The organism is Mesorhizobium sp. WSM4850 (assembly GCF_055811735.1).
This window is the reverse complement of the sequence record NZ_JBVVPV010000010.1, coordinates 61,768-87,425: the sequence shown is the minus strand read 5'-3', so window position 1 is coordinate 87,425 and position 25,658 is coordinate 61,768. Positions and strand designations below refer to the sequence as shown.

General features: G+C 63.9%; 24 protein-coding genes. 18 read left to right on the top strand and 6 right to left on the bottom strand.

Annotated elements, in window-relative coordinates:
* Position 1 precedes the first annotated feature (1 nt).
* The 14 genes from murG (at position 2) to AC0L2Z_RS13020 (ending at position 17,086) form a co-directional block, all read left to right on the top strand.
* Entirely contained in the window at positions 2-1,129 is a 1,128-nt protein-coding gene (gene murG, locus AC0L2Z_RS13085) for an undecaprenyldiphospho-muramoylpentapeptide beta-N-acetylglucosaminyltransferase (RefSeq protein ID WP_473479908.1), read from the top strand.
* On the top strand, positions 1,126-2,532 hold the full coding sequence (gene murC, locus AC0L2Z_RS13080; protein WP_473628208.1) for a UDP-N-acetylmuramate--L-alanine ligase: 1,407 nt from the start codon (positions 1,126-1,128) through the stop codon (positions 2,530-2,532). The genes murG and murC overlap by 4 nt, the downstream gene beginning before the upstream one ends.
* Positions 2,529-3,494 carry a UDP-N-acetylmuramate dehydrogenase gene (gene murB, locus AC0L2Z_RS13075; protein ID WP_287259792.1) on the top strand — a complete coding sequence of 322 codons (966 nt, stop codon included), beginning with the start codon at positions 2,529-2,531 and terminating at the stop codon, positions 3,492-3,494. The genes murC and murB overlap by 4 nt, the downstream gene beginning before the upstream one ends.
* Positions 3,495-3,797: 303 nt before the next feature.
* Positions 3,798-4,724, top strand: coding sequence for a D-alanine--D-alanine ligase (locus tag AC0L2Z_RS13070; RefSeq protein ID WP_473628207.1), 927 nt, complete (start codon positions 3,798-3,800; stop codon positions 4,722-4,724).
* Positions 4,712-5,653, top strand: a complete 942-nt coding sequence (locus tag AC0L2Z_RS13065) for a cell division protein FtsQ/DivIB (protein WP_473628205.1) — start codon at positions 4,712-4,714, stop codon at positions 5,651-5,653. The genes AC0L2Z_RS13070 and AC0L2Z_RS13065 overlap by 13 nt, the downstream gene beginning before the upstream one ends.
* Positions 5,650-6,957 carry a cell division protein FtsA gene (ftsA, locus tag AC0L2Z_RS13060; protein ID WP_473479900.1) on the top strand — a complete coding sequence of 436 codons (1,308 nt, stop codon included), beginning with the start codon at positions 5,650-5,652 and terminating at the stop codon, positions 6,955-6,957. The genes AC0L2Z_RS13065 and ftsA overlap by 4 nt, the downstream gene beginning before the upstream one ends.
* A 67-nt stretch (positions 6,958-7,024) precedes the next feature.
* Positions 7,025-8,683: a cell division protein FtsZ gene (gene ftsZ / locus AC0L2Z_RS13055; protein WP_023798745.1), complete on the top strand. Its 1,659-nt coding sequence runs from the start codon at positions 7,025-7,027 to the stop codon at positions 8,681-8,683.
* Between the two features lie 273 nt (positions 8,684-8,956).
* On the top strand, positions 8,957-9,904 hold the full coding sequence (gene lpxC / locus AC0L2Z_RS13050) for a UDP-3-O-acyl-N-acetylglucosamine deacetylase (protein WP_128246414.1): 948 nt from the start codon (positions 8,957-8,959) through the stop codon (positions 9,902-9,904).
* A gap of 216 nt (positions 9,905-10,120) precedes the next feature.
* A complete protein-coding gene (locus tag AC0L2Z_RS13045; RefSeq protein WP_128174186.1) occupies positions 10,121-10,990 on the top strand; it encodes an outer membrane protein assembly factor BamD in 870 nt (289 codons plus the stop codon).
* 13 nt (positions 10,991-11,003) lie between these two features.
* Positions 11,004-12,674, top strand: a complete 1,671-nt coding sequence (gene recN, locus AC0L2Z_RS13040) for a DNA repair protein RecN (protein ID WP_473628204.1) — start codon at positions 11,004-11,006, stop codon at positions 12,672-12,674.
* A gap of 318 nt (positions 12,675-12,992) precedes the next feature.
* Complete coding sequence (ligA, locus tag AC0L2Z_RS13035; RefSeq protein ID WP_473628203.1) at positions 12,993-15,143, top strand: NAD-dependent DNA ligase LigA; 2,151 nt, start codon at positions 12,993-12,995, stop codon at positions 15,141-15,143.
* Entirely contained in the window at positions 15,143-15,835 is a 693-nt protein-coding gene (locus AC0L2Z_RS13030) for a DUF2461 domain-containing protein (RefSeq protein ID WP_473628243.1), read from the top strand. The genes ligA and AC0L2Z_RS13030 overlap by 1 nt, the downstream gene beginning before the upstream one ends.
* Before the next feature lie 229 nt (positions 15,836-16,064).
* Positions 16,065-16,793, top strand: a complete 729-nt coding sequence (locus AC0L2Z_RS13025; protein ID WP_128167158.1) for an AzlC family ABC transporter permease — start codon at positions 16,065-16,067, stop codon at positions 16,791-16,793.
* On the top strand, positions 16,790-17,086 hold the full coding sequence (locus AC0L2Z_RS13020; RefSeq protein WP_473628201.1) for an AzlD family protein: 297 nt from the start codon (positions 16,790-16,792) through the stop codon (positions 17,084-17,086). Before AC0L2Z_RS13025 ends, AC0L2Z_RS13020 begins: the two co-directional genes overlap by 4 nt.
* 24 nt (positions 17,087-17,110) lie before the next feature.
* Here the strand turns inward: AC0L2Z_RS13020 and AC0L2Z_RS13015 are convergent, their stop codons facing one another.
* The 3 genes from AC0L2Z_RS13015 to AC0L2Z_RS13005 form a co-directional block, all read right to left on the bottom strand.
* Positions 17,111-17,842, bottom strand: coding sequence for a DUF1501 domain-containing protein (locus AC0L2Z_RS13015; protein WP_473628199.1), 732 nt, complete (start codon positions 17,840-17,842; stop codon positions 17,111-17,113).
* A gap of 34 nt (positions 17,843-17,876) precedes the next feature.
* Positions 17,877-18,395: an RNA polymerase sigma factor gene (locus AC0L2Z_RS13010; protein WP_473628198.1), complete on the bottom strand. Its 519-nt coding sequence runs from the start codon at positions 18,393-18,395 to the stop codon at positions 17,877-17,879.
* A 198-nt stretch (positions 18,396-18,593) separates the two neighbouring features.
* On the bottom strand, positions 18,594-20,441 hold the full coding sequence (locus tag AC0L2Z_RS13005) for an aminopeptidase P family protein (protein ID WP_473628196.1): 1,848 nt from the start codon (positions 20,439-20,441) through the stop codon (positions 18,594-18,596).
* A 579-nt stretch (positions 20,442-21,020) separates the two neighbouring features.
* Between AC0L2Z_RS13005 and AC0L2Z_RS13000 the strand changes: the two genes are divergently transcribed.
* Positions 21,021-21,206 (top strand): hypothetical protein, encoded by a 186-nt coding sequence (locus tag AC0L2Z_RS13000; RefSeq protein ID WP_029351430.1) that lies wholly within the window; start codon positions 21,021-21,023, stop codon positions 21,204-21,206.
* 35 nt (positions 21,207-21,241) lie between these two features.
* On the opposite strand, the gene AC0L2Z_RS12995 is transcribed toward AC0L2Z_RS13000, so the two are convergent.
* Complete coding sequence (locus AC0L2Z_RS12995; RefSeq protein WP_473628195.1) at positions 21,242-22,114, bottom strand: 50S ribosomal protein L11 methyltransferase; 873 nt, start codon at positions 22,112-22,114, stop codon at positions 21,242-21,244.
* A gap of 86 nt (positions 22,115-22,200) precedes the next feature.
* Positions 22,201-22,779 (bottom strand): SCO family protein, encoded by a 579-nt coding sequence (locus tag AC0L2Z_RS12990; RefSeq protein WP_473628193.1) that lies wholly within the window; start codon positions 22,777-22,779, stop codon positions 22,201-22,203.
* 204 nt (positions 22,780-22,983) lie between these two features.
* Here AC0L2Z_RS12990 and AC0L2Z_RS12985 point away from each other — a divergent pair, with 204 nt between their 5' ends.
* The 3 genes from AC0L2Z_RS12985 (at position 22,984) to AC0L2Z_RS12975 (ending at position 24,717) form a co-directional block, all read left to right on the top strand.
* Entirely contained in the window at positions 22,984-23,502 is a 519-nt protein-coding gene (locus AC0L2Z_RS12985; RefSeq protein WP_473628192.1) for a CreA family protein, read from the top strand.
* 70 nt (positions 23,503-23,572) lie between these two features.
* A complete protein-coding gene (locus AC0L2Z_RS12980) occupies positions 23,573-24,214 on the top strand; it encodes an LbetaH domain-containing protein (RefSeq protein WP_473628191.1) in 642 nt (213 codons plus the stop codon).
* A gap of 74 nt (positions 24,215-24,288) precedes the next feature.
* Positions 24,289-24,717 carry a low affinity iron permease family protein gene (locus AC0L2Z_RS12975; RefSeq protein WP_473516868.1) on the top strand — a complete coding sequence of 143 codons (429 nt, stop codon included), beginning with the start codon at positions 24,289-24,291 and terminating at the stop codon, positions 24,715-24,717.
* A gap of 3 nt (positions 24,718-24,720) precedes the next feature.
* Here AC0L2Z_RS12975 and AC0L2Z_RS12970 read toward each other — a convergent pair whose 3' ends face one another.
* Positions 24,721-25,590: an SDR family NAD(P)-dependent oxidoreductase gene (locus AC0L2Z_RS12970; protein ID WP_473628189.1), complete on the bottom strand. Its 870-nt coding sequence runs from the start codon at positions 25,588-25,590 to the stop codon at positions 24,721-24,723.
* Between the last annotated feature and the right edge of the window lie 68 nt (positions 25,591-25,658).

The window sequence follows — 25,658 nt, the reverse complement described above, 5'->3', positions numbered from 1 at the left end:
AATGTCGAGGGGCGCGATCCTTTTGGCGGCCGGCGGCACGGGCGGGCATCTCTTCCCGGCCGAGGCGCTGGCGCACGAGCTGATCAGGCGCGGCTGGACGGTGCATCTGGCCGCCGATGATCGTGCCGAGCGTTTTGCCGGCCAGTTCCCGGCCGCGGGTATCCATCCGATCCAGTCGGCGACCATCGGCTCGAAAAATCCTTTCGCCGTGCTCGCCGCCTTCTGGAAGATCTGGGGCGGCGTGCGGCAGGCATCGGCCGTGATCGGTCGGGTCAAGCCAGCCGTGGTGGTCGGTTTCGGCGGCTATCCGACGCTGCCGCCGCTCTATGCGGCGACGCGGCGCAAGGTGCCGACGCTGATCCACGAGCAGAACGCGGTGATGGGGCGCGCCAACCGGGCGCTCGCCGGCCGTGTCGATGCCATCGCCGGCGGGTTTTTGCCAGAAGATTCAACCGCTGCAGGCGCCAAGACGGTGACGACCGGCAATCCGGTCAGGCCGCAAGTGCTGGAGGCGGCAAAGACGCCCTATGCGGCGTCGACCGGGGAGCAGCGGTTCCGCTTCCTGGTGTTCGGCGGCAGCCAGGGCGCACAGTTCTTTTCCGATGCGGTGCCGGCGGCGGTTCGACAGCTTTCCGATGCACAACGCGGGCGGCTTGATATCACCCAGCAGGCGCGTGCCGACGATGTCGAGCGGGTGAAGGCGGCCTATGCCGCCCTTGGCGTCGAGGCTGAGGTGTCGCCCTTCTTCACCGACATGGCGGCGCGCATGGCTGCGGCGCATCTGGTGATGTCGCGGTCCGGCGCATCGACCGTATCGGAAATCGCGGTGATCGGCCGGCCGGCGCTGCTGGTGCCCTATCCGCATGCGCTCGACCACGACCAGGCGGCCAATGCCGCGGCATTGGCCGCGGCAGGCGGCGCCGAAGTGCATCCGCAATCGACGCTTTCGTCCGAGCGCATAGCCGCGCTCGTCGGAGCGCTGATGGACGATCCGGAGCGGCTGACCACGATGGCAGCGGCGGCGAAATCGGCCGGAAAACCGGACGCGGCACGGTTGCTCGCCGATCTGACAGAGGCTATTGCGTCGAAGAAAAGCGTATCGGAATTCAGGAAGGAGACGCACGTATGAAGATGCCGCAGACGATCGGCCTCGTGCATTTCATCGGCATCGGCGGTATCGGCATGAGCGGCATCGCCGAGGTGCTGCATAATCTCGGCTACCAGGTGCAAGGGTCCGACCAGGCCGACAGCGCCAATGTGCAGCGGCTGCGCGACAAGGGCATCGAGTGCTTCGTCGGTCACCATGCCGACAATATCGGCGATGCCGAAGTGGTCGTCGTCTCGACGGCGATCAAGAAATCCAATCCGGAGCTGAAGGCGGCACGCGAGAAACTGCTTCCCATCGTCCGTCGCGCCGAGATGCTGGCGGAACTGATGCGCTTCCGGCAGGCGGTGGCCATCGGCGGCACGCATGGCAAGACGACGACGACCTCGATGGTGGCGACGCTGCTCGAGGCCGGCGGGCTCGATCCGACCGTGATCAATGGCGGCATCATCAATGCCTACGGCACCAACGCCCGCATGGGCGATGGCGAATGGATGGTGGTGGAGGCCGATGAGAGCGACGGCACGTTCCTGAAGCTGCCGGCCGAGATTGCCGTCGTCACCAACATCGATCCCGAACATCTCGACCATTACGGCTCCTTCGACAAGGTGCGCGAGGCCTTTCGCCAGTTCGTCGAAAACGTGCCGTTCTACGGCTTCGGCGTCATGTGCACCGACCATCCGGAGGTGCAGGCGCTGGTCAGCCGCATCGAGGACCGGCGCGTCATCACCTATGGCGAGAACGCACAGGCCGACGTGCGTTTCATCAATCACCGCATGGATGGCCCGACCTCGGAATTCGACGTGGTGATCCGCGACCGCAAGACCGGCGGCCAGTCGACGATATCAGGCCTGCGCCTGCCGATGCCCGGCCGTCACAACGTCGCCAATGCGACGGCGGCGATCGCCGTCGCGCATGAGCTCGGCCTTTCGGCCGAGGCGATCAGGAAGGGCCTGTCGTCCTTCGCCGGCGTCAAGCGGCGCTTCACCCGTACCGGTTCGTGGAACGGCGTCGATGTGTTCGATGATTACGGCCACCATCCGGTCGAGATCACGGCGGTTCTCAAGGCGGCGCGCGATGCCACCAAGGGCCGCGTCATCGCGATTGCCCAGCCACACCGCTTCACCCGGCTTCACGACCTGTTCGACGAGTTTTCCGTCTGCTTCAACGATGCCGACACGGTGATGGTGGCGCCGGTCTATGCGGCAGGCGAAGAGCCGATCGACGGGGTGACGTCCGAGGCATTGGTGTCGCGCATCCGCTCCGGCGGCCATCGCGACGCGCGCTACATCGAAGGCCCCACGGCGATTGCGCCGGTTATCCGCGACCTGGCCAAACCAGGCGATTTCATCGTCTTCCTCGGTGCCGGCAACATCACGCAATGGGCCTACGCGCTGCCCAGGGACCTCGGCGGTACTGCCTCATGATGCGTGGCCAGGCATTGATCGACAAGCTTGGCGGCCGGCTTGCCGGCCTGCGCGGCCGCATCACGCCCAATGCCGAGATGGACAAGATCACCTGGTTCCGCGCCGGCGGGCTGGCCGACGCGCTGTTCCAGCCGGCCGACGAAGACGATCTCGCTGCGTTCCTGGGGGCAGTGCCCGAAGAGATACCGCTGACCACCGTCGGTATCGGCTCGAACCTGCTTGTGCGTGACGGCGGTATTGCGGGCTTCGTCATCCGGCTTTCGGCCAAGGGCTTTGGCGAAGCCGAAGTGACTGCGCCAACCACAATCAAGGCGGGTGCGGCGACGCCCGACAAACGCCTTGCCGCTGTCGCCTATCAGGCTGGCATAGGCGGCTTTGAGTTCTACCACGGCATTCCGGGCGCCATCGGCGGTGCGCTGAGGATGAATGCCGGCGCCAATGGCGTCGAGACGCGCGAGCGTGTTGTCGAGGTGCGGGCGCTCGACCGCAAGGGCAATGTGCATACGCTGAGCAACGCCGATATGGGCTACGCCTATCGCCATTCGGCAGCACCTGCCGGGCTGATCTTCACATCAGCGGTGTTCGAAGGCGTTTTGGCAGACAAGGCCGCGATCAAGGCGGCAATGGACGCCGTCCAGCATCATCGCGAGACCGTGCAGCCGATCCGCGAAAAGACCGGCGGCTCGACCTTCAAGAATCCGGAGGGCACCTCGGCCTGGAAGGAGATTGACAGAGCGGGCTGTCGGGGGCTGATGATCGGCGGTGCGCAGATGTCGCCGATGCATTGCAACTTCATGATCAACACGGGAACCGCCACCGGCTACGACCTTGAATATCTTGGCGAGACAGTGCGCGCGCGCGTGCTCGAACGGTCGGGCATCCGGCTGCATTGGGAAATCAAGCGCATCGGCAAATTCCGGCCAGGGCACGAGGTCCAGGAATTCCTCGGACAGTTGCTGTAAGGACTCAACAACACAGTTTTCGCGGCCGTTTTTGCGGAAAGTGAATCTCGCGGAATCGTAAGGACTTGCCAGCGATTCAACTCTCTGATTCTCTGCCCTGAAGCGTTTCCTGATTTGAGTCGTTTCGACGCGTCACCAGCGTTTTTCCGTCAGGGGCTGCCTGCCGGGAGGCTTGGGGACTCGATGTTGCAGAAATCGTCAGAGCAGGGAGTGCTCCGAGCGTTTGAGTGAATGGCCCTTTCCGGGGCGTGTGAGATGCAGACCCGCAGTGAAAGGGCCCGCCGTGATAGGGAATGACGGGAAATGAAAAGCAAGCACGTGGCCGTCCTTCTGGGTGGATTCTCGTCCGAGCGGCCCGTGTCCTTGTCTTCGGGGAAAGCCTGTGCCGATGCGCTCGAGACGGAAGGCTACCAGGTCACTCGCGTCGACGTCTCGCGCGATGTTGGATCGGTGCTGGCCGAGCTCAAGCCTGATGTTGCCTTCAATGCGCTGCATGGTCCTTTCGGCGAGGACGGCACCATCCAGGGCATCCTCGAATATCTTGCCATCCCCTACACCCATTCCGGCGTGCTCGCCTCGGCGCTTGCCATGAACAAGGAGCAAGCCAAGAAGATCGCCAAGTCTGTCGGCATTCCGGTCGCCGAATCGAAGGTGGTCAATCGCTTCGCCATCCAGAACAAGCACCCGATGAAGCCGCCTTACGTCGTCAAGCCGGTCAATGAGGGGTCGAGCTTCGGTGTCGTCATCGTGCACGAAGGGCAGTCGCATCCGCCGCAGGTCATCGGTTCGTCCGACTGGAAGTATGGCGATACCGTCATGGCGGAGCGCTATGTGCACGGGCGGGAGTTGACCTGCGCGGTGATGAGCGATGTGGCGCTCGGCGTCTGCGAGATCATCCCGACCGGCCATTCCTTCTACGACTATGATTCAAAATACGTCGCGGGCGGATCAAAACACGAATGCCCTGCAAAAATTTCACCGAATATTTACCAAAAAATACAGACACTGACGCTCAGGGCTCACCAAGCCATCGGCTGCCGGGGCGTTTCCCGGTCGGACTTCCGTTATGATGATCGACACTCCGAGAACGGCGAAATTGTCTGGCTCGAGGTCAACACTCAGCCCGGCATGACGCCGACATCCTTGGTGCCTGAGATCGCCGCGCAGGCGGGACACTCGTTCGGCGATTTGTTGAGTTGGATGGTGGAGGACGCTTCGTGTCTGCGTTGAGGTGGGGACAGGGCAAGGGGAAGGGCGCGACCGGGCCGACGCTGTTCGGCGTGGCGTTGTCGTTCGACCATTTCGTGCTGCCGCGCCTGCTTCGCCGGCCGGCGCGCATGCTGGCGCGTCTGGGCGAGGACGACTTCGAGGTGCCGCCGTTTTCCGCAGCCGTGCTGTCGGCGGCGCTGCTCGTATCGGGCAGTGCCTATGGCGCCTATCTCGGCGGGCATGTCGACGCTATCGTCCAGGGCATCACCGCGCGCACGGGCTTTGCCGTCGACCAGATCAAGGTCGTCGGCAACCGCGCAACCTCCGAGATCGATATTCTCGACAGGATGCAGCTCGATGGCTGGACGTCGCTGATCGGCTTCGATGCCGAAGCCGCGCGGGAACGCATCGCCACGCTGCCCTGGGTCGAGGTTGCGGCGGTGCGCAAGGTCTATCCGCACACGCTGGAGGTGCGCATCGAGGAGCGTGAGCCCTTCGCGCTCTGGCAGCAGGGCAGCGAGCTTTCGGTCATCGAGCGCTCCGGCGCCGTGATCGCGCCATTCTCCGGCGGCAAGCAGTCGCTGCTGCCGCTGATCGTCGGCACCGGCGCCCCGGCCAAGGCGCCGGATTTCCTGGCCAGGATCAAGAAATACCCAGAGCTTGCCGCACGGATCAAAGGCTACATCCGCATCGGCGAACGACGTTGGGATCTGAAGCTGGAAAACGGCATCACGGTCAAGCTCCCCGAGGATGGCGAGGACCAGGCGATCGCCGATCTGCTCAGGATGGACCGAGAGAACGGGCTTTTGACGCGCGATATCGCCGCCGTCGACATGCGCCTTTCCGATCGCCTCGTCGTCCAGTTGACGCCGGAGGCGGCGACGCAGCGTCAGGCCGCGCTCAATGAAAAGCCGAAAATGCCGAAGCGCAAGCCGGAGACGAAGATATGAGCTGGCTTGGCGGCAACAGCGATACCTCGTCGCGCCGGTCCGGCATCATGACGGTGCTGGATGTCGGCTCGAGCAAGGTCTGCTGCGTGGTGGCCAAGCTCAAGCCGCGCGAGGACGGCATGCTGCTGCGCGGGCGCTCGCATCGCATACAGGTTATCGGCATCGGCCACCAGAAATCGCAAGGCGTGAAATCGGGTGTCGTCATCGATCTCGACAGGGCCGAGCACGCCATCCGCCTTGCCGTCGATGCCGCCGAGCGCATGGCCGGGCTGACCGTCGATTCGCTGATCGTCAACATGACGGCCGGCCGGCTGAAGAGCGAAAGCTTCTCGGCAACCATCAACCTTGGCGGCCATGAGGCGGACGAGGCCGACATCAAGCGCGTGCTTGCCGCCGGCGCCAAGCAGGCGCTGCGGGCCGAGCGAGAAGTGATCCATTCGCTTCCCGTCGGCTTTTCGCTGGACGCCGAGCGCGGCGTGCGTGATCCGCGCGGCATGGTCGGCGACCAGCTCGGCGTCGACATGCACGTGCTGACGGGTGACGCGGCACCGTTGCGCAATCTGGAGCTTTGCATCAACCGTTCGCACCTGTCGGTCGAGCGCATGGTGGCGACGCCCTATGCCAGCGGTCTTGCCGCACTGGTCGACGACGAACTCGAGATGGGCGCAGCCTGCATCGACATGGGCGGCGGCACCACGACGATCTCGATGTTTTCGGAAGGCAAGTTCGTTCATGGCGACGCCATCGCCATCGGCGGCAACCACGTTACGCTGGACATGGCCAAGGGCCTGTCAACCTCGCTCGATGCCGCCGAGAGGCTGAAAGTGATGCATGGCTCGGCGCTGCCCGGCAGTGCCGACGACCGCGACCTGGTCTCGATACAGCCGATCGGCGAGGACGGCGAGGTGCCGCTTCAGATCCCGCGTTCGGTGATGACGCGCATCATCCGGGCGCGCATCGACGAAACGCTCGAACTGTTGCGCGACCGGCTGAACAGGTCCGGCTACGGCAACGCGGCCGGCAAGCGCGTCGTGCTGACCGGCGGCGCCAGCCAGCTTTCCGGCCTGCCCGAGGCAGCGCGCCGCATTCTCGGACGCAATGTGCGCATCGGCCGTCCGCTCGGTGTAGCGGGCCTGCCGGAGGCGGCCAAGGGGCCGGCTTTCTCGACGCCAGTCGGGCTTCTGATCTACCCGCAGATGGCGAATTTCGAGAGCCATCCGGCGAAAGGAATTTCTGGTCTCAGGATGACCGGAACAGGCGGAAAACTGCATCGAATGAGTCAGTGGTTGAGAGACAGTTTTTAAATTGACGGGGACAGCCCCATAGGCGGCCGCAGCGGCGAAGCGGCGGGAAAGGCAAAGGACGGAGACAATGACCATCAATCTGCAAAAGCCGGACATCACCGAGCTGAAGCCGCGTATCACCGTGTTCGGTGTCGGCGGCGGCGGCGGCAATGCCGTCAACAACATGATCACCGCCGGCTTGCGCGGCGTCGAGTTCGTGGTGGCCAATACCGATGCGCAGGCGCTGACCATGTCCAAGGCGGATCGCCTGATCCAGCTCGGCGCGCATGTCACCGAGGGCCTGGGTGCGGGGTCGCAGCCGGAAGTCGGACGCGCCGCGGCGGAGGAATGCATCGACGAGATCGTCGATCATCTCTCCAACACCCATATGTGCTTCGTCACTGCCGGCATGGGCGGCGGCACCGGCACGGGGGCCGCGCCGGTCGTTGCACGTGCGGCGCGCGAGAAGGGGATTCTCACCGTCGGCGTCGTCACCAAGCCGTTCCATTTCGAAGGCCAGCGCCGCATGAAGACGGCGGATCTGGGCATCGAGGAATTGCAGAAATGCGTCGATACCCTCATCGTCATCCCCAACCAGAACTTGTTCCGGCTGGCCAATGACAAGACGACCTTTGCCGACGCTTTCGCCATGGCCGACCAGGTGCTCTATTCCGGCGTCGCCTGCATCACCGACCTGATGGTCAAGGAAGGGCTGATCAACCTCGACTTCGCCGACGTCCGCTCGGTCATGCGCGAGATGGGCAAGGCGATGATGGGGACGGGCGAAGCTTCCGGCGAGGGGCGCGCCATGGCCGCCGCCGAAGCCGCGATCGCCAATCCGCTGCTCGACGAGACCTCGATGAAGGGCGCCAAGGGGTTGTTGATCTCGATCACCGGCGGCCGCGACCTGACCCTGTTCGAAGTCGACGAGGCGGCGACCCGAATTCGCGAGGAGGTCGACCAGGAAGCCAACATCATCCTGGGTGCGACCTTCGACGAGGATCTCGAAGGCGTCATCCGCGTCTCGGTGGTTGCTACCGGCATCGACAAATCGGCGGCAGAAATCGCTGCCGCGCCGATCGCCATCCGCACGGCTCCGCCAAAGCCGGTCAGCCGTCCGGCCGCTCCGGTCACGGAAAGCCGTCCGGCGCCTGTCCAGCAGGGAGGCTACGAGCCGCGCGCCGCCGATCCGGTCGCCGAGGCAATCCAGCTCGCCGAGGCGAATGCGGCGGCGATGGCGCGTCCCGCGCCGGCCTCCCAGGCAGAAGATTTCCGCCCGCAGAGCAAGATCTTCCAGGCGCCGCCGGCCCAGCCGCAGCCGATGCTGCAGCCAATGGTTCAGCAAACGATGCAGCCCGCGCCGCAGCGTGAAGTGCTTCAGCCGGCAGCGCCCCAGCGCATGCCGCGCGTCGAGGACTTTCCGCCGGTGGTGAAAGCCGAGGTGGAAGCCAAAAGCCGTCCGGCCGACCACGAGAACAGCGGACCGATGGGACTGCTCAAGCGCCTGACCAACGGCCTTACCCGTCGCGAAGAAGAGCCTGCACGGCTGCAGCCGGCGCAGCCGCGCGAGCCGAAACTGCGCCAGGCGGCACCCGAAGTGCGCCGCCTTGCCAGCCAGGATCCGCAGCTTTACGCGCCACGCCGCGGCCAGTTGGACGACCAGGGCCGGCTGACGCCGCAGAGCAGGGCCGTCCAGGAAGACGATCAGCTGGAGATTCCGGCATTCCTGCGCCGCCAGGCCAACTAACCTGTTAACGGACCGTAACAGTTATTAACAGGCAGACAAGAAATTGTTTGCCTGTTAACGCTAAAAGCGCCTGTAAAACAAGGAGTTATGAGACCGTATCCGGTTCGGATCGCGGTTACAGAAAGTAAGAAACCGTGATTTGGAGACTTCCTGCCGGACCACTATCTTCGCCGCAATCAATTTCGGTTTGCTGGGATTCGGGGAAGTGGCCCTGCCTGCCGATCAAAGAGCCGCGCCCTTGGGCTTATGAAGCGGACGTAGGCAGTATGGGCTATGGGGTTTGTTTTGCACGACTATCAGACGACACTTAGATCGCGTGCGACGCTGACCGGCACCGGTGTTCACAGCGGCAATTCCGTTACCGTTCATTTCCTGCCGGCAGACGCTGATACGGGTGTCGTGTTCCAGCTTTCGAATGGAAGCGAAGTCCGGGAGTTCCGCGCGCTGGTTTCCGAGGTCGGCGCCACCGATCTGTGCACCATGCTCGGCGATCCGGCAGGCGAGCACATCGCCACAGTCGAACATCTGATGGCCACGGTTTTCGGGCTCGGCATCGACAATGTCGTCATCGAGATCGACGGCCGTGAGGTTCCGATCCTCGACGGCAGCGCCATGGCGTTCGTCGAGGCCATCGACCAGGCGGGTATCGATACGCTGCCGGTCAAGCGCCGCTACATCAGGGTGGTGAAGCCGGTTCGCATCGAGAACGGTGCCTCCTGGGCGGAGTTCAGGCCCTATGACGGCACGCGCTTCGAAATCGAGATCGATTTCGAAAGCCCGGCGATCGGCCGTCAGCTGTTTGCATCCGACATGAACGCCGACATTTTTCGCCGCGATATCGCGCGGGCGCGCACCTTTGGTTTCATGAAGGACGTCGAGCGGCTGTGGGCAGCCGGCTATGCGCTCGGCTCCTCGCTGGAAAACTCCCTGGTGATCGGTGACGACAACCGCGTGATCAACATCGGAGGCTTGCGCTATCCCAACGAATTCGTGCGCCACAAGACGATGGATGCCATGGGCGATCTGGCGCTGGCCGGCGCCCGGTTCATTGGCTGCTTCCGTTCCTATCGCGGCGGCCACAGGCTGAATGCGGCAGCGCTGCGCCGCCTTTTGTCGGACCGTTCGGCGTTCGAGATCGTCGAGACGACACGCCGCGAGCGCGGTCGCACCGTCGAAAAGAGCGCCGTCTACGCACCTGTCTACGCGCCCTGGATGATCTGATTCTTAACGTTTTTTCGGGTTTTATGGCCGCCGGCCTGTGTTGCATGAATGCACCATCGGCCGGCGAAATCACGCAAGTGTGCGGGTTGCGCCAGGCTGCCACAAAAATGTGCGAATGGCCGGAGATAGCGTTGCCGGGCACGGCGATTATGGTTATGCCTGCTGCCCCAGGGCGAGATGTCGACTGAAATGACGCCGAAAGGGCGGAATCCAATCATGTTCTTCAAGCGAATTGGTCAATCGAAAGCGCCGCATCGGGCTGTTTTCCTGGCGCTTTCGGTGGTTGTTCCATCGCTGTTCCTGTCGGCCTGCATGTCGTCCGAAAAGGATGTCGACCTGTCGACCTATGTCGAGCAGACCGAGCCGGCAGACGTTCTCTACAATCAGGGCCTCGCCAATCTGAATGCCGGGCGCCTGCAGGAGGCGAGCCGCAAATTCGGTGCGGTCGACCGCCAGCATCCCTATTCCGAATACGCCCGCAAATCGATGGTGATGGGCGCCTTTGCCGACTATCGCCAAGGCAACTATACCGAGGCGATCGGTTCGGCCAAGCGCTATCTCACGCTCTATCCGTCGACCGACGACGCTGCCTATGCCCAGTATATCATCGGGCTGAGCTATTACCGGCAAATCAGGGATGTCACCCAGGATCAGAAGGAAGCGCGTCAGACCGTGCAAACGATGCAGGATCTGGTGACGCGCTGGCCCGATTCCGAATATGTCGACGACGCCAAGGAAAAGATCCGCTTCGCCAACGACCAACTCGCCGGCAAGGAGATGCAGATCGGCCGCTATTATCTCGAGCGCCGTGAATACATCGCCGCCGTCAAGCGGTTCCGCGTCGTGGTGGAGACCTATTCCAACACGCGCCATGTCGAGGAAGCGCTCGCGCGTCTTACCGAAACCTACTACGCGATGGGGCTGACATCGGAAGCGCAGACTGCCGCTGCTGTGCTCGGCACCAACTATCCCGACAGCGTGTGGTACAAGGATTCCTACAAGCTCCTGCAGACTGGTGGGCTCGAGCCGCGCGAGAATGCGGGCTCGTGGATCGCCAAGGCCGGGAAGCTGATCACCGGCGCCTGAGCGGCGCGTCACCATGCTTTCCAGACTGTCGATCCGCGATATCGTTCTGATCGAGAAGCTGGACATCGACTTCTCGTCCGGTCTCTCGGTGCTGACCGGCGAAACCGGCGCTGGAAAATCCATCCTGCTCGACGCGCTGTCGCTGGCGCTTGGCGCCCGCGGTGACGCCTCGCTGGTGCGGCATGGCGCAGCACAGGGCCAAGTCATCGCCGTGTTCGACGTGCCGCGCAACCATCCTGCCCGCATGCTGCTTGCCGACAACGCTATCGAGGACGATGGCGACATCATCCTGCGCCGCGTGCAGACGGCGGATGGCCGTACCCGCGTCTTCGTCAACGACCAGCCTTCCAGCGTGACACTGATGCGCGATGTCGGTCACGCGCTGGTCGAGATCCACGGCCAGCATGACGAGCGTGCCTTGGTCGATCCCGGTGCCCATCGCGAATTGCTCGACAGTTTTGGCGGTCATCTCGGCGCTGTGCGGGCGACCGGCGAGGCATGGCGGTACTGGCGGGCCTGCGAACTGGAACTTTCGCGGCATCGTGCCAAGGTGGAAGCGGCGGCCCGCGAGGCCGACTATCTGCGCGCCGCGGTCGCCGAATTGACGAAGCTCGATCCCCAGCCAGGCGAGGAAGCCGACCTCGCCGAGTTGCGCGCCTCGATGATGCGGGCGGAAAAGATCGCCTCGGAAATCCACGATGCGCAAGATGTGCTCTCGGGCCCGTCTTCGCCCCTGCCGCAACTCGCCAGCCTGTTGCGACGGCTGCAGCGCAAGGTGACCGAGGCGCCCGGCCTGCTCGACGACGTGGTCAAATCGCTCGATGAGGCGATGCTGTCGCTCGACGCAGCGCAATCGGGCGTGGAAGCGGCACTTCGCGCCACCGAGTACGATCCGCGGCGGCTGGAACAGGCCGAGGAGCGGCTGTTTTCGCTGCGCGCCGCCTCACGCAAGCACAGTGTGGCGGTCGACGATCTGGCGCAATTGCGCGATACGATGGCCGCCGATCTCGCCGATCTCGACGCCGGCGAGGAGCGCCTGCACGGGCTGCAGAAGCAGGCCGCCGCCGCGTGCGAGACCTATGACATTTCCGCTGCCCAGCTTTCGTCGCTTCGCCATGCGGCGGCGGTCGGGTTGACCAGGGCGGTGATGGCCGAACTGCCGGCGCTGAAGCTCGAACGGGCAGCCTTCATCGTCGAGATGGCAAGCGAGGCCGAGAGCCGCATGGAAGACGGCATCGATCAGGTCGAGTTCTGGGTGCGCACCAATCCCGGCACAAGACCGGGCCCGATGATGAAAGTCGCCTCCGGAGGCGAACTTTCGCGGTTCCTGCTGGCGCTGAAGGTGGCGCTGGCCGACCGCGGCTCGGCGCCGACCTTGGTCTTCGATGAAATCGACACCGGGGTTGGCGGCGCGGTGGCGGACGCCATCGGCCAAAGGCTGGCACGGCTGTCGAAGCGCGTGCAGGTGCTTTCGGTCACGCACGCGCCGCAAGTGGCGGCACGCGCGGCGACGCATTTCCTGATCTCCAAATCCGGCGGCGCCGATCGCGTCGCCACCGGCATCGCCGAGATGGACTGGGCGGCGCGCCAGGAAGAGATCGCGCGGATGCTTGCCGGGGCGACCATCACCGACGAGGCGCGCGCAGCGGCCGAGCGGCTGCTGCGAGAGAACACCGCGGCCTAAAGCGCGTCGCATTTGAACGGATTCATGCGACGCGCTTTAGGTTCTTGTTTTTATGCATGTCGTTATCGCAAAACCGCTGCGCACGCTCGGTTCAAGCCCGAGGGCATGCTTTTGCGCGACATGCATTAGCGGACCTCATGCTCGGCGTTGTGGATCGAGTCAGGATGTGGCTCCATCCTGCTGTTCAGCAATGATTTTCTCAAAATCCTGATCTATTGTGGCGCGCCGCGCGTCCTTCGAACGCGCAAGGACGCTGTAGCAATTTGATTTCGCGCATGGCCCAGGAAATCGTTCCGGGTCAGCGTCGAGGAGCCGTGCATGCCCGAAAAACCAGTCGATTCACTCAGCGAAAGTGAAGCAGCCAGCGTGCTGAAGCGGTTGGCCGAGGAACTCGCCGCCCACGACCAGCGTTACCATGCCGAGGACGCGCCGACGATTTCGGACGCGGCCTACGATGCGCTGCGGCGGCGCAACCTTGCCATCGAGCAGCGGTTTCCTGCCCTTGTGCGCGAGGATTCGCCGTCACGCAAAGTCGGCGCGGCGGTGTCGGAGAAATTCCGCAAGATCGTCCATGCCATTCCGATGCTGTCGCTCGACAACGCTTTCGCCGATGCGGACGTGATCGATTTCGTCGGCCGCATCCGCCGTTTCCTCAGGCTCAGCGCCGACGCGCCGCTGGCGATGACTGCCGAGCCTAAGATCGACGGCCTGTCGCTGTCGCTGCGCTACGAGGCCGGACGGCTGGTGACGGCGGCAACGCGTGGCAACGGCCAGGTCGGCGAGGATGTGACGGCCAACGCCCGCACCATCGCCGAGATTCCCAACGTGCTCTCAGGCGATTTTCCCGATGTGCTGGAAGTGCGGGGCGAGGTCTATATGCGCCTCACCGACTTTGCCGAGCTCAATCGCCGCAATGCCGAGGCCGGAAAGCAGGTTTTTGCCAATCCGCGCAACTCGGCGGCAGGCTCCTTGCGCCAACTCGATACCTCGATCACAGCCAGCCGGCCGCTGCGGTTTTTCGCCTATACCTGGGGTGAGGTGAGCGCCATGCCCGCCGACACGCAGATGGGCATGGTGGCGGCGTTCGAGCGCTTTGGCTTCAGGATCAATCCGCTGATGAAGCTGTTCGACAGCGTCGAGGGATTGCTCGAGCAATACCGGCTGATCGAATCCAACCGGGCGACGCTCGGCTACGACATCGACGGTGTCGTCTACAAGGTGAACAGCCTCGAGCTGCAGCAGCGGCTGGGCTTCGTCTCGCGTTCGCCGCGCTGGGCGATCGCTCACAAATTCCCGGCCGAGAAGGCGACGACGATCCTGACCGGCATCGACATCCAGGTCGGCCGCACCGGCGCGCTGACGCCGGTGGCGCGGCTGGTGCCGGTGACGGTCGGCGGCGTCGTGGTGACCAACGCGACACTGCACAATGAGGACTACATCAAGGGCATCGGCAACAACGGCCAGCCGATCCGCGAAGGCCGCGACATTCGCATCGGCGACACGGTGAGCATCCAGCGTGCTGGCGATGTCATTCCGCAGGTCATCGACGTGGTCATGGAAAAGCGGCCGCCCGACAGTGTGCAATATGCCTTCCCAGTGCTTTGCCCGGCCTGCGGCAGCCACGCCGTGCGCGAGGAGGGGGAAGCAGTCAGGCGCTGCACTGGCGGATTGATCTGCCCCGCGCAGGCGGTGGAGCGTCTGCGCCATTTCGTCTCTCGGGGTGCTTTCGATATCGAGGGGCTCGGTGAGAAGCAGATCGAATTCTTCTTCCACGCCGAGGATCCGTCACTACGCATCTATTCACCGGCCGACATTTTTACGCTGAAGAAGCGGCAGGCAGCATCGCTGACCAAGCTCGAGAACGTTGACGGTTTCGGCGCGACCTCGGTACGCAAGCTGTTCGCGGCAATCGACGATCGGCGGCAGGTCGAGTTCTCGCGATTCCTCTATGCGCTCGGCATCCGCCACATCGGCGAGACCAATGCCAAGCGGCTGGCCCGCCATTTCCTTTCCTTTGCCGCTTTCCGCGAAACCGGGCAAAGCGCCGTCATGCCGGCCGGCAAGGGTGACCCTGGCAACGCTGCCTGGCAGGAGTTGAACGGCATCAACGGCATCGGCTCGATCGTTGCCGAGGCGGTGGTCGATTTCTTCGCTGAAGACCATAACCGGCAGGCGCTCGATGCATTGCTGGCGGAAGTAACAGTGCTCGACGAGGAGCCGGTCGGTGGCGTGTCGTCGCCGGTCTCCGGCAAGACGGTGGTCTTCACCGGCGCGCTGGAAAAGATGTCGCGCGACGAGGCCAAGGCAATGGCCGAAAAGCTCGGCGCCAAGGTCGCCGGCTCGGTGTCGAAGAAGACCGATCTCGTCGTTGCCGGCCCAGGTGCTGGCTCCAAGCTCAAGCTTGCCACCGAACTCGACATCGAGGTGATCGACGAAGACGCTTGGTTGGCGCGGATCGGCAAGGCGTGATGGAAGGCGCGTTCACCGGTTTCGGCCAAAAGGCAATTCCCTTCCTCAAGGCGCTCGATTTTCACCAGAGCCGGGAGTGGTTTCTGGAAAACCGCGACCTCTTCGAAAGCGAGCTGCGCGACCCCTTCGGCGATCTGGTCGAAACGCTCTCCGAGCGCTTCGCGGCAGCGGGGCTGGGCTTGCGCGGCGATCGCAAGAAGTCGCTGTTCCGGATCAATCGCGACGTGCGCTTCGCCAAGGACAAGCGGCCCTACAACCGGCATCTGTCGGCAATCCTCTCGCCTGATGGCACCAAGATGGAACAGGGCGTGTTCTTCATCCATATCGGGCTTGAGCGCTGCTTTGCCGGCGTTGCCTGGTGGCAGCCGGGGCCGGCGCTGCTGCTGGCGATGCGCCAGGCCATCGCGGCGCGGCCGGGTGAATTCCGGGCGCTGATCGAGGCGCTGAAGCAAAACCGCCTCGAACTCGATGCGGAAGGCTGCATGAAGCGCGCGCCACGCGGCTTCGAGCATGTCACGGCGGCCGATCTCGCGGCGGCCATCCGCAACCGGCATTTCGCCGTCCGGCACGAAGTCGACCCTGCGGGAATCCACTGGCCGGCGCTGGTCGACGAGCTGGTCGATTTCGCCTTGCGGGCCAAGCCGTTGCTCGACTGGGGCAGGGCGATCGAAGCCAAGGTCCCGGTGGACTGAGCACTGGCCGAAACGCGCACGCCTGAACCTGCGACGAGGATCACTTCCGCTGATCGTCGGCTCAAGCGAATTGGTGTGACAAGGCTGACAGCGCTCCCTACATACCAGCTTTCCCCCGCATCGGCCCGAAAATCGGGATCGATTTTCGGATGGCCCGACGCGTGGATTCAAAGTGTTAGAGCGTCCTTTGATCGTCCAAAAGGACGAGCGGTGCTCCGAGGAGTGGCTGATGTCGGCGGAAGCAATCTCCGAAAACCGCGCAAAAAGCGATTTCTGGCAAGGCGTGCGGCTCAGCATGCCCGTCGTGGTGGCGGCGGCGCCGTTTGGACTGCTGTTCGGGGCGCTCGCCGTAGACAACGGATTTTCGGTGCTTGAAGCCTTGCTGATGAGCGCCATGGTTTTCGGCGGCGCCAGCCAGATGGTCGGCATCGAATTGTTCGGGCAGCATGTCGCGCCATGGCTGATCGTGCTGTCGATCTTCGCCGTGAATTTCCGCCATGTGCTTTACTCCGCGGGCATCGGCCGGCGCATCGCGCACTGGCCGCCGGTGCAGCAGGCGGTCGGCTATTTCCTGCTCACCGATCCGCAGTTCGCCGTGGCCGAGCGCAAGGCGGAGGCTGGCGAGACGGTCGGCTTCGCCTGGTATATGGGGCTTGGCCTGCCGGTCTATGTGTTCTGGGTGACCGAAAGCGCGCTTGGCGCGGTATTCGGCAGGCTTATTCCCGATACCCATGCGCTGGGCATCGATTTTCTGCTGCCGATCTATTTCCTCGGACTGGTCATGGGCTTTCGCAAACGGCCACTGTGGCTGCCGGTGGTCGTCGCCAGTGCTGCTGCCTCCATCATCGCCTACAAGACGGTGGGCTCGCCCTGGCACGTCTCGATTGGCGCCGTGGCCGGCGTGCTGCTCGCGGTCATCCTGCCGCCGCGCCACAGCGGCGTGGAGGCGCGGCCATGAGCACGACCTTGTGGATCATCACCGCCGGCGCGATCGCGACCTATCTGACCCGCATCGGCGGCCATCTGGTGATCTCGCGCTTCGAAAACATCCATCCGCGCGTCGAGGCCGGGCTGAACGCTGTGCCTGCCGCAGTGCTGACGACGCTGGTGGCGCCGGCAGCACTTGGCGGCGGGCCGGCGGAATGGGCGGCATTGATCGTCGCCGGGCTGGTCTCGCTGCGCAGCGGGCTTATGGCGATGTTTTTGGCCGGCGCCGTCGTGCTGGTGCTGGCCCGGCAGTTCGTCGGGTAACCGGACCGGCTGAGTACGCCAGTCCTATTTCCGCACGATGTTGGAGATCGCGGGATCGAATCGACCTCCTGCAAAGAGCCTGTGCATCGTCTCTTGCGGATCGAGATCAAACGTTTCGGCTGATGTCACCGCAATCAGCGCGTCGAGGTCGAGCGTCGGGGCGAGGTCGCGTCCTTGGTAGAGTGCACCGGTAGACAGTCCCGGCCAGTCGGCCAGCACCCGCCCGCCATTCACCGCTCCGCCAGCGATCATCGCAGCCGATGCCGTACCGTGGTCGGTGCCGCCAGTGCCGTTGACGGCGACAGTGCGGCCGAACTCGGTGGCGACCAGCACGGTCGTATCCTTCCAGATATCGCTGAGGCCAACGTGCAACCCATCGATGAGCGCGTCGAGCGCTCTGAGCTGGTTGGCCAGCCTGGCTTGCTGGCCGCTATGGGTGTCCCAGCCGCTGGTTTCGATCATGGCAACGCGCGGTCCGCCGGCCTTGGCGAGGAAGCCCGCGGCGGTGCGGCCGACGCTCGCTGCGTCCTTGCGCTGCGCGTTCACCGCGCCCAACGCCCGTGTCTCCATCGCGCTGCTCGACAGCGCATGCAGCTGTTCGTCGGCGTCATAGAGCTTGCCGACGCGCGTCATCAGGTCGTCCGGCGCCTCTGGCAGGGCGGACGGCGCATAGGAGGTGACGTCTGCCTGGCCTCGCAGCGCCAGCGGGATGGTCGGTGCAAAAGCGATTGCTTCGCCGCGAGACTTCGGCAGCATGCCGACCAGCCGGTTCAGCCAACCGTGCTTGCGCTCATAGGGCGAGCTGCCGCCGCGCCCGCGACAACAGGCTTTCCAATGCCTCGATGCTGATGCCCATGACCTCTGCCGCATCGCCGTTCGAAAGCTCCTGATAATACTGCAGCACGATCGCCTCGCGCTGGCGCTCCGGCAGCTCGGCCAGCGCGCGCCGCACCTGGTGCTGATCGTCGGCCGCGAGCATATCCGCTTCCACGCCCGGGCGTTCGTCGGGGCGATCGGGAAGTTCCGCCACCGGCGTCTCCCGCCGCCTGCGCAGCCGGTCGTAGCAGAGATTGAGTGCGACGCGATGCAGCCAGGTGTCGAACTTCGCCTCGCCGGCGCGCCAGCCCGGAGCCGCCCGCCAGATGCGCAAGAACGTCTCCTGCGCGACATCCTCGGCCTCGCCGCGGTCGCCCAGCATTCGCGTGGCGAGACGGATCAGCCGCGGCAGCTTGCGCTCGACCATGGCTTCCACCGCAGCCGCATTGTTCTGAGCGATCAGCGCCAGCAGCCGCTCGTCGGTTTCGCCCACGCTCTGCCTTCTCGTTCCACCACGCCAGACCTTGTGCCGAGACGACCGTCATCCTGCACCCGCCATGTGTCTTCAACGAGTTTCGCGGCGAAATCCGTCGGCGACCCTTGGAGGTTAGAAGGCAGCGATAAGGCCGCAGGCCATTGCCTGCGGACCGGCATCCTGGGTCCCTAGCTGACCCACCGCCTTTCCGAAAAATCAGGACTTCTGGTCGTGCGGCAGCGGTGCGGTTGCCTTTTCCAGCCAGGCCAGCGTCTCGCCATCGAGCATCGGTCCGATCTCGGCCAGCACGCGCTGGTGGTATGTGTCGAGCCAATGCAGCTCGTCGCGCGTCAACAGGTCGGATCGCACCAGCCTGGTGTCGATCGGCGCCAGCGTCAGCGTCTCGAAGCCATGCACAGCGATGTCGCCGCCCTCTATCGGCTCGGCCGGCGTCACCAGTATGAGATTCTCGATGCGAATGCCGTAAGAACCCTCCTTGTAGTAGCCCGGCTCGTTGGAGACGATCATGCCTGCCAGCAGCTTTTCGGTGCCGGTCCTGGCGATGCGCTGCGGGCCCTCGTGCACGGCCAGATAGGAGCCGACGCCATGGCCGGTGCCATGGGCGAAATCGCAACCGTGTTTCCACAGGGCAAGGCGCGCCACGGCGTCGATCTCGGAGCCGCGCGTGCCCGGGGGAAAGCGCAGCATGGAAATGCCGATCATGCCCTTCAGCACCAGCGTGAAGCGTTCGCGCATTTCCTCGGTCGGTGTGCCGATCGGTACGGTGCGGGTGATGTCGGTGGTGCCGTCCTGATACTGCCCGCCCGAATCGAGCAGGAACAGTTCGCCAGACTGAAGCTTTCGGCTGGTGGCGCGGGAAACGCGGTAGTGCATGATGGCGCCGTTCGGGCCGGCGCCGGCGATGGTGTCGAAGGACACGTCGCGCAGCGGCATCTGTGTTTCCTCGCCGGTGCTGCGGCGGCACTCCTCGAGCTTGGTGACGACCGCGATCTCGTCGAGCTTGCCCGGTTCCTGGCGGTCGAGCCAGCAAAGCAGCTTGGCAACGGCGGCGCCATCGCGGCGGTGCGCGGCACGGGCGCCGCTGATCTCGGCCTGGTTTTTCGTCGCGCGCGGAATGCGGGCAGGGTCGGGTGCGGTGATGACGGTGCCGCCATTGTCCTCGACCAGCATTCTCAGTCTCTCCGCCGCCAGCACCGGATCCAGCGCGATCTTCGCGCCGCCCTTGGCCAGGGCTGCGATAGCAGCTTCGAATTCACCGGGTTCGTGCAATTCGGCGAGCTGCGTCAGATAGGCCGCGACGGTGCGTGAAAACTTACGCTGGTCCATGAAAAGCAGGTGCGATCGATCGGCGGCGAGCACGGCGAAGCCGAGCGCCAGCGGCGTGTGCGGCACATCGCCGCCGCGGATGTCGAAGGCCCAGGCGATGGAGGACGGGTCGGTCAGCACGGCATGGGTGGCGCCATCCTTGCCGATCGACTCGGCCAGCCGCGCCAGCTTGTCCTTGGCCAATTCGCCGGCAAAGCCGATAGGATGAAGCTCGACCGGCGCCAGCGGCGGTTCGGGCTGGTTCTCCCAAATGGCGTCGATCGGATTCCTCTCGAGCGGCACCAATGTCGCTCCCGATTTTTCGGCCGACGCTTTCAGCGCTTTCACGTCGCCGATCGTCTGCAGCCACGGGTCGAAGCCAAGCCGCACGCCCTTGCCGAGATTGTCCTTGATCCAGGCGGCGGGCGGATTGTCGACCAGGCTTTCGATCGAAAAGATGTCGAGATCGACCTCGTGGCGCACCTGCAGCGTGTAGCGGCCGTCGACGAACATGATGGCACGGTCGCCGAGCACGATGGCGGCGCCGGCCGAGCCGCTGAAGCCGGTCAGCCATTTCAGCCGCGCCGAGCGGTCGGCGACATATTCGCCCTGATGCTCGTCGGCACGAGGCACGATGAAGCCATCCAGCCCGTTGGCCGCCAGCCATTGACGCAGCAACGCCACACGTGGCTTGCCGACGGCGGGGTCGCCTGCGGAATCAAAGGTCTGGAACATCATGGCCTCTCCTCGGATGCTGGATGTGAGCGGCGGACTTTCAAGTCGAACCGTGCCGCCGCTCACATCTAGCCTTTTGTTTGAGCATCGGGTTTTCCCAAACCGGTTTCCACTTTTGGGCCCGATGCTTTGGCGCGACCGTAGCGCATGACCCCGGAAATCGGAATCGACTTTTGCTACGCCAGGCGCTCCAGCAGGGCAATCGCTTCAGGTCTGCGCTGCCCTCATCTGCCTGCCGGCATCTTCTCCCCGTATAGTGACGGGGAGAAGGGGCTGACCGCAACCTCGGCATCCTTTCCGCAACCTGGAGATTGGCGAAATCGTTCGCGAAGGCGTTTTTCTCCCCGTCACTATACGGGGAGAAATGCCCGGCAGGGCAATGAGGGGCAGCGCCGACATCGACGGTGGTCATTCTACGTGAGCTGGGAGGCCCTCTTTTGCCTGCAGTGATTGCCCTGTTCGGTCCAGCATCGCTTTTGCGCATGGACGCCATGCAGAATCAGCGATTTAAAAAAAGGTCAGCAGAGCTTACCTTTTTTGGCGTGGAGGAACGAGTCTTACTGCCCTGCAAAGGAGACCATCATGTCCACGATTTCAGCCAGACGCGGATTTTTCAGAAGCGCCGTGAACGCTCTCATCGAAGCGCGCCAGCGCGAAGCGAGCCGCTATGTGAGCGGCGTTCTGCTTGGCTTTGACGACGAAACGCTGAAAGCGAACGGCTACGATCGCGAAGAACTGAAGAAGGCGGCAAGGTCGCGCTATGTCTGAGCGAATTTGCGGCGTGCAATTGAAGGCGCTGCGCGTCACCGCTTGAGGTGGATCGTCACCCAGCCTTCGCGATGCAACGTCCTGACATGGCGGAACTGCTGGCCGACATAGGCGGAGATCACCGCGTCGCGCTGCCGGTCGAGGATGCCCGACAGCACGATCGAGCCGCCCAAACCGACATGCCTGGCCATTTCGGGCGCCAGCCGCATCAGCGGCCGCGCCAGTATATTGGCGACGATGAGGCCAAAAGGGCCGCGCGCGGCAAAAATCGGATGGTGGAAGCCCGGCGCCGTCACCGTCTCCACCAGCGCCTTGACGTGATTGAGCCGCGCGTTGGCGGCGGCGACTTTTGTGGCGACCGGATCGATGTCGGTCGCCAGCACCGGAATATGGGCGAGCTTGGCCAGCGCGATGGCCAGCACCGCGCTGCCGGTGCCGAGGTCGAGCGCGTTGCGCGGGCGTTCGCGCCGCACGACCTGTTCCAGAATTTCGAGGCAGCCGGCGGTGGTGCCGTGATGGCCGGTTCCAAAGGCGAGGCCCGCTTCGATCTCGATGGCGAGCTCGCCGCTGTGGCGCTTCCTGCGGTCATGCGCGCCGTGGACGAAGAAACGGCCGGCGCGCACCGGCTTCAGTCCCTCCAGCGAACGCGTCACCCAGTCGATATCAGGCACGGGCTCGCGCGCAATCGGCCTCGACAGGGCCAGCCCGGCAAGGATCTCCTTCAAGCGCGCCTCGACGGCATCGACATCGCCGTCGGCATAGAGTGACACTTCGTGGATGTCGCGGTCCTCGTCGACTTCGACCAAGCCAATCGGCAGGCCCTCATCTTCGAATGCCGCTTCGAACGCCGCGAAGATACGGTCGGCCTCGATCTTTCCAGTGCTGAAATAAAGCCGCGTTTGGGTCATCAAACGATTTTCTTTGTGCGCATGATCTTATCCGAAATCCGGTTCCCACTGTTCGCTGGTGCGGAGCTTCGGTTCGGGATCATGCACTAGCCTGCCGCCGCCAGCCGCTTGAGCTTGGCGATGGCGGTGTCGGGGCTTTCGCCATAAGCGATGGTGCCGGCGAAATCGCCCCTGGCGTTGAGCAGCAGCACCGAAGCGGTGTGGTCCATCGTGTAGTCGCCGTCGCCGGTATCGACCTTTTTCGAATAGATGCCGAAGGATTTGGCCATGGCGCGGACCTTGTCCGGGTCGCCGGTGATGCCGAGGATGCGGTCGGAGAAGTTGCTGATATAGGCGTTCATGATTTCGGGCGTGTCGCGCTCCGGGTCGACCGTCACGAAATAGGCGCGCAGGTTCTTGCCATCATCACCCATCGTCTTCAGCCAGCCGGCCAGTTCGAACAGCGTGGTCGGGCAGACTTCCGGGCAGTGGGTGAAGCCGAAGAAGACGACGCTGGGGTGGCCGCGAAAGGCCGCCTCGGTGATCGGAGCGCCCTTCTGGTCGACCAGCGTGAACGGCGCGCCGAACGGCTCGCCGCCATAATGCCCACGGTACCACTCGAAGGTGAGCCAGCCGATGCCCGCCGCCATCAGGATGAGAATGCCGACCAGTATTGAACGCATCATCAAATGGCTGTCCGTCGCGATTTTCATCGGCGCCGTATCGGCGCCTTTGGAGCTTGTTGGGCGAACACTCTTAACGGTTTGATCTCGCTCGCGCAAAGATGTCGCGTTGCCGCAACCGGCTTTCCCTTAAAAAATGATCCGCTTGCAAAGTGCCGCCGCCCGTCCCACCTGAGGTCGGCAAAACTCGAACCGCAGGAGGCTTTGTTGCAACGACTGATTGGGCAGGGACTGATTGGGCGAAAACTGATCGGCGGCGCTTTGGCCGCGTGCCTTGTCGTCGGCGCTGGTGCGGCTGTCGCCCAGGAGGTCGGCAAGGTCGGCGTCGACTGGCTAGGCAACGACATCATCGTCGAGGCGATCAAGGACCCGAAGGTCGAAGGCGTGACCTGCCACGTCTCCTATTTCGACCGTGGCGTGATCGATCGCCTGCAAAAGGGCAACTGGTTCGAGGACCCATCCGATTCCTCGATCGCCTGCCGCCAAACCGGGCCGATCACAATCGGCGACATCGACATGAGCGATGCCGGCGAGGAGGTGTTCAAGCAAGGCATCAGTCTGATCTGGAAGAAACAGGTGGTGAACCGCATCTACGATAAAGCCAACGAGACCCTGATCTATCTGTCGCATTCGCGCCAGGTGCAGGACGGTTCTGCGAAAATGTCGGTCACCACGGTCCCGCTCTATGGCCAGAACGTGGTGTGGACCAACGGCAAGCCGAAATAGGCTCTGGAAACAGGTGACGGACGATTGCTCCCGCTTGCGGGACCAATCGCTCGGGCGTAAAGCCGCCGGCATGGACCGTCCCGAAAATCTTGTCCTGAAAGACCCCAAGCCGCGCATCCATCCGACCGCGGAATTGAAGGCATGCAAGCTTGGGCGCTACGCTTCGATCGGCGAGCGGGTCATCTTGCGCGAAGTCATAGTCGGTGACTTCTCCTATTTCGAGCGCCACGCCGAGGCGATCTACACGACAACAGGCAAGTTCTGCTCGATCGCCGCCAACAGCCGTATCAACGCGCTCGAGCACCCGATCGAGCGATTGACCCAGCACAAGGTCAGCTATCGGCCAAACGAGTATTTTCGCTGGCTCGGCGTCGACGCGGCGTTCCGCGAGCGGCGGCGGGCGACGTCCGTCACCATCGGCCACGACGTCTGGATCGGCCATGGCGCGGTGATCATGCCCGATGTGACCATCGGCAATGGCGCGATCATCGGCGCCAATGCGGTGGTGACGCGCGATGTACCTGCCTATGCGATCGTCGCCGGCGTTCCGGCCAACCCGCTGCGCCAGCGTTTTGCCGAGAAAACCGCTGCGCGGATTGAAAGCCTCGGCTGGTGGGACTGGTCGGTCGAAAAACTCGCCAGGGCCATTCCCGACATGCAGGCGCTTTCCATCGAGGCCTTCCTCGACCGCTGGGAGCGCGAAATCCCTTGATCCTTGCGGGTCTGTGAACGGCTGCGTCGGTGAAAGGAGGGAACCAGGAGCGGATGCTGGTTGTTTCTCCTGCCATGATAGAGAAGCTTTTCACCAGGATCGCCAATTATGTGGCGCATCTAGCCGGTCTGCCGTCGACATTCGCCGTCTGTTTCCTGATCATTGTTGCGTGGGGGGCAAGCGGACCGATGTTCGGGTTTTCCGATACATGGCAGCTCATCATCAACACCGGCACCACGATCGTCACCTTCCTGATGGTGTTCCTAATCCAGAACACCCAAAACCGTGACGGCGCCGCGATCCAGGCGAAGCTCGACGAATTGATCCGGGTCAGCAAAGCCAAAAACAGCTTTATCGGCATCGAGCATCTGACCGAATCCGAGGTCCAGGAGATCCGCGACAAATGTGAGCGCGCGGCGAAGCGGCATGACCGACAGGTCGCGGATGTGGCGGTCAACAAGGCCGCTGCGCAAAAGCACGGCTCGAAGACGCATGCGGCGTGAGCGTCAGCCTTCCATGAACGCCGCGAAAGCGTCCTTGTGGTCCGGGTGCCAGCGCGACAGAGCAGGGCGGTTCTCGATGATGTCGCCGATCGCCCAGGCCATGCGCTTTTCGTCCATAGGCCGCGTCGCCTCGTTGTCGGGGCACAGGATGTAGAAGTCGCCACGCACCAGCGCGGCCAGCATGAAGTCGATCACCTGCTCGCCGGTCCAGGCGCCGGCGGGCTTTTCGGTCGCACCTTCGGTCAGGCCGGTAAAAGTGAACCCCGGAATGAGCAGATGCGCGGCGATGTTGGCCCCGGGCTCGTTGCGCAGCGCATGCGCCAGGCCCTCGGTGAATGTTTTCACGCCCGATTTGGAGACGTTGTAGGCAAGATTGCCGGGCGGCGTCGTGATGCCTTGCTTGGAGCCGGTGTTGACGATCAGGCCCGGTTTTGCTGTAGCCAGCATACGTGGCACGAAGGCCTCGACGCCATGGACGACGCCCCAGAAATTGATGTCCAGCAGCCGCTTCCAGGCGTCGCGGTTTCCCCAGGGCTTGCCGGGGTTGTTGCCGACGCCGGCATTGTTCATTAACAGCGACACGCCGCCGAAGGCATCGAACGCCTTTTCGGCCAGCCGGTCGACCTCGTCGGGCTGCGAAACGTCGGTCGCGACAGCGAGCACGGCGGCGCTGTCGCCGGCAATCGTGGCAACGCCGTGGGCAGCCTCATCGAGCCGCGCGCCGCCGATGTCGGCAAGCACGATTTTTAGGCCCATTGCCGCCAGCCGCCTGGCCGCTGCGAGGCCGATGCCGCTGGCGCCGCCGGTGATGACGGCTACGTTGCCGGAGCCAAGGGCAGGCAAAGCGCTCTGGATTTCGGCGTCGGTGGTCATCGATCGTGTCCTCGCTCAGGTTGCGCCGAACTTAACGCGGCGACAGGCTCGCGCAAGCCCGTTTGGGC

Coding starts and splice junctions, on each gene's coding strand:
- AC0L2Z_RS13000 (WP_029351430.1), top strand. CDS start 21,021: ATGTCCACGATTTCAGCCAGACGCGGATTTTTCAGAAGCGCCGTGAAC.
- AC0L2Z_RS12975 (WP_473516868.1), top strand. CDS start 24,289: ATGATAGAGAAGCTTTTCACCAGGATCGCCAATTATGTGGCGCATCTA.
- recN (WP_473628204.1), top strand. CDS start 11,004: ATGCTTTCCAGACTGTCGATCCGCGATATCGTTCTGATCGAGAAGCTG.
- lpxC (WP_128246414.1), top strand. CDS start 8,957: ATGGGGTTTGTTTTGCACGACTATCAGACGACACTTAGATCGCGTGCG.
- ligA (WP_473628203.1), top strand. CDS start 12,993: ATGCCCGAAAAACCAGTCGATTCACTCAGCGAAAGTGAAGCAGCCAGC.
- ftsZ (WP_023798745.1), top strand. CDS start 7,025: ATGACCATCAATCTGCAAAAGCCGGACATCACCGAGCTGAAGCCGCGT.
- AC0L2Z_RS13005 (WP_473628196.1), bottom strand. CDS start 20,441: ATGATGTTCCAGACCTTTGATTCCGCAGGCGACCCCGCCGTCGGCAAG.
- ftsA (WP_473479900.1), top strand. CDS start 5,650: ATGAGCTGGCTTGGCGGCAACAGCGATACCTCGTCGCGCCGGTCCGGC.
- AC0L2Z_RS12995 (WP_473628195.1), bottom strand. CDS start 22,114: ATGACCCAAACGCGGCTTTATTTCAGCACTGGAAAGATCGAGGCCGAC.
- AC0L2Z_RS12970 (WP_473628189.1), bottom strand. CDS start 25,590: ATGACCACCGACGCCGAAATCCAGAGCGCTTTGCCTGCCCTTGGCTCC.
- AC0L2Z_RS13015 (WP_473628199.1), bottom strand. CDS start 17,842: ATGCTGCCGAAGTCTCGCGGCGAAGCAATCGCTTTTGCACCGACCATC.
- AC0L2Z_RS13030 (WP_473628243.1), top strand. CDS start 15,143: ATGGAAGGCGCGTTCACCGGTTTCGGCCAAAAGGCAATTCCCTTCCTC.
- murC (WP_473628208.1), top strand. CDS start 1,126: ATGAAGATGCCGCAGACGATCGGCCTCGTGCATTTCATCGGCATCGGC.
- AC0L2Z_RS13045 (WP_128174186.1), top strand. CDS start 10,121: ATGTTCTTCAAGCGAATTGGTCAATCGAAAGCGCCGCATCGGGCTGTT.
- AC0L2Z_RS12980 (WP_473628191.1), top strand. CDS start 23,573: ATGGACCGTCCCGAAAATCTTGTCCTGAAAGACCCCAAGCCGCGCATC.
- murG (WP_473479908.1), top strand. CDS start 2: ATGTCGAGGGGCGCGATCCTTTTGGCGGCCGGCGGCACGGGCGGGCAT.
- AC0L2Z_RS12990 (WP_473628193.1), bottom strand. CDS start 22,779: ATGATGCGTTCAATACTGGTCGGCATTCTCATCCTGATGGCGGCGGGC.
- AC0L2Z_RS13070 (WP_473628207.1), top strand. CDS start 3,798: ATGAAAAGCAAGCACGTGGCCGTCCTTCTGGGTGGATTCTCGTCCGAG.
- AC0L2Z_RS13025 (WP_128167158.1), top strand. CDS start 16,065: ATGTCGGCGGAAGCAATCTCCGAAAACCGCGCAAAAAGCGATTTCTGG.
- AC0L2Z_RS13020 (WP_473628201.1), top strand. CDS start 16,790: ATGAGCACGACCTTGTGGATCATCACCGCCGGCGCGATCGCGACCTAT.
- murB (WP_287259792.1), top strand. CDS start 2,529: ATGATGCGTGGCCAGGCATTGATCGACAAGCTTGGCGGCCGGCTTGCC.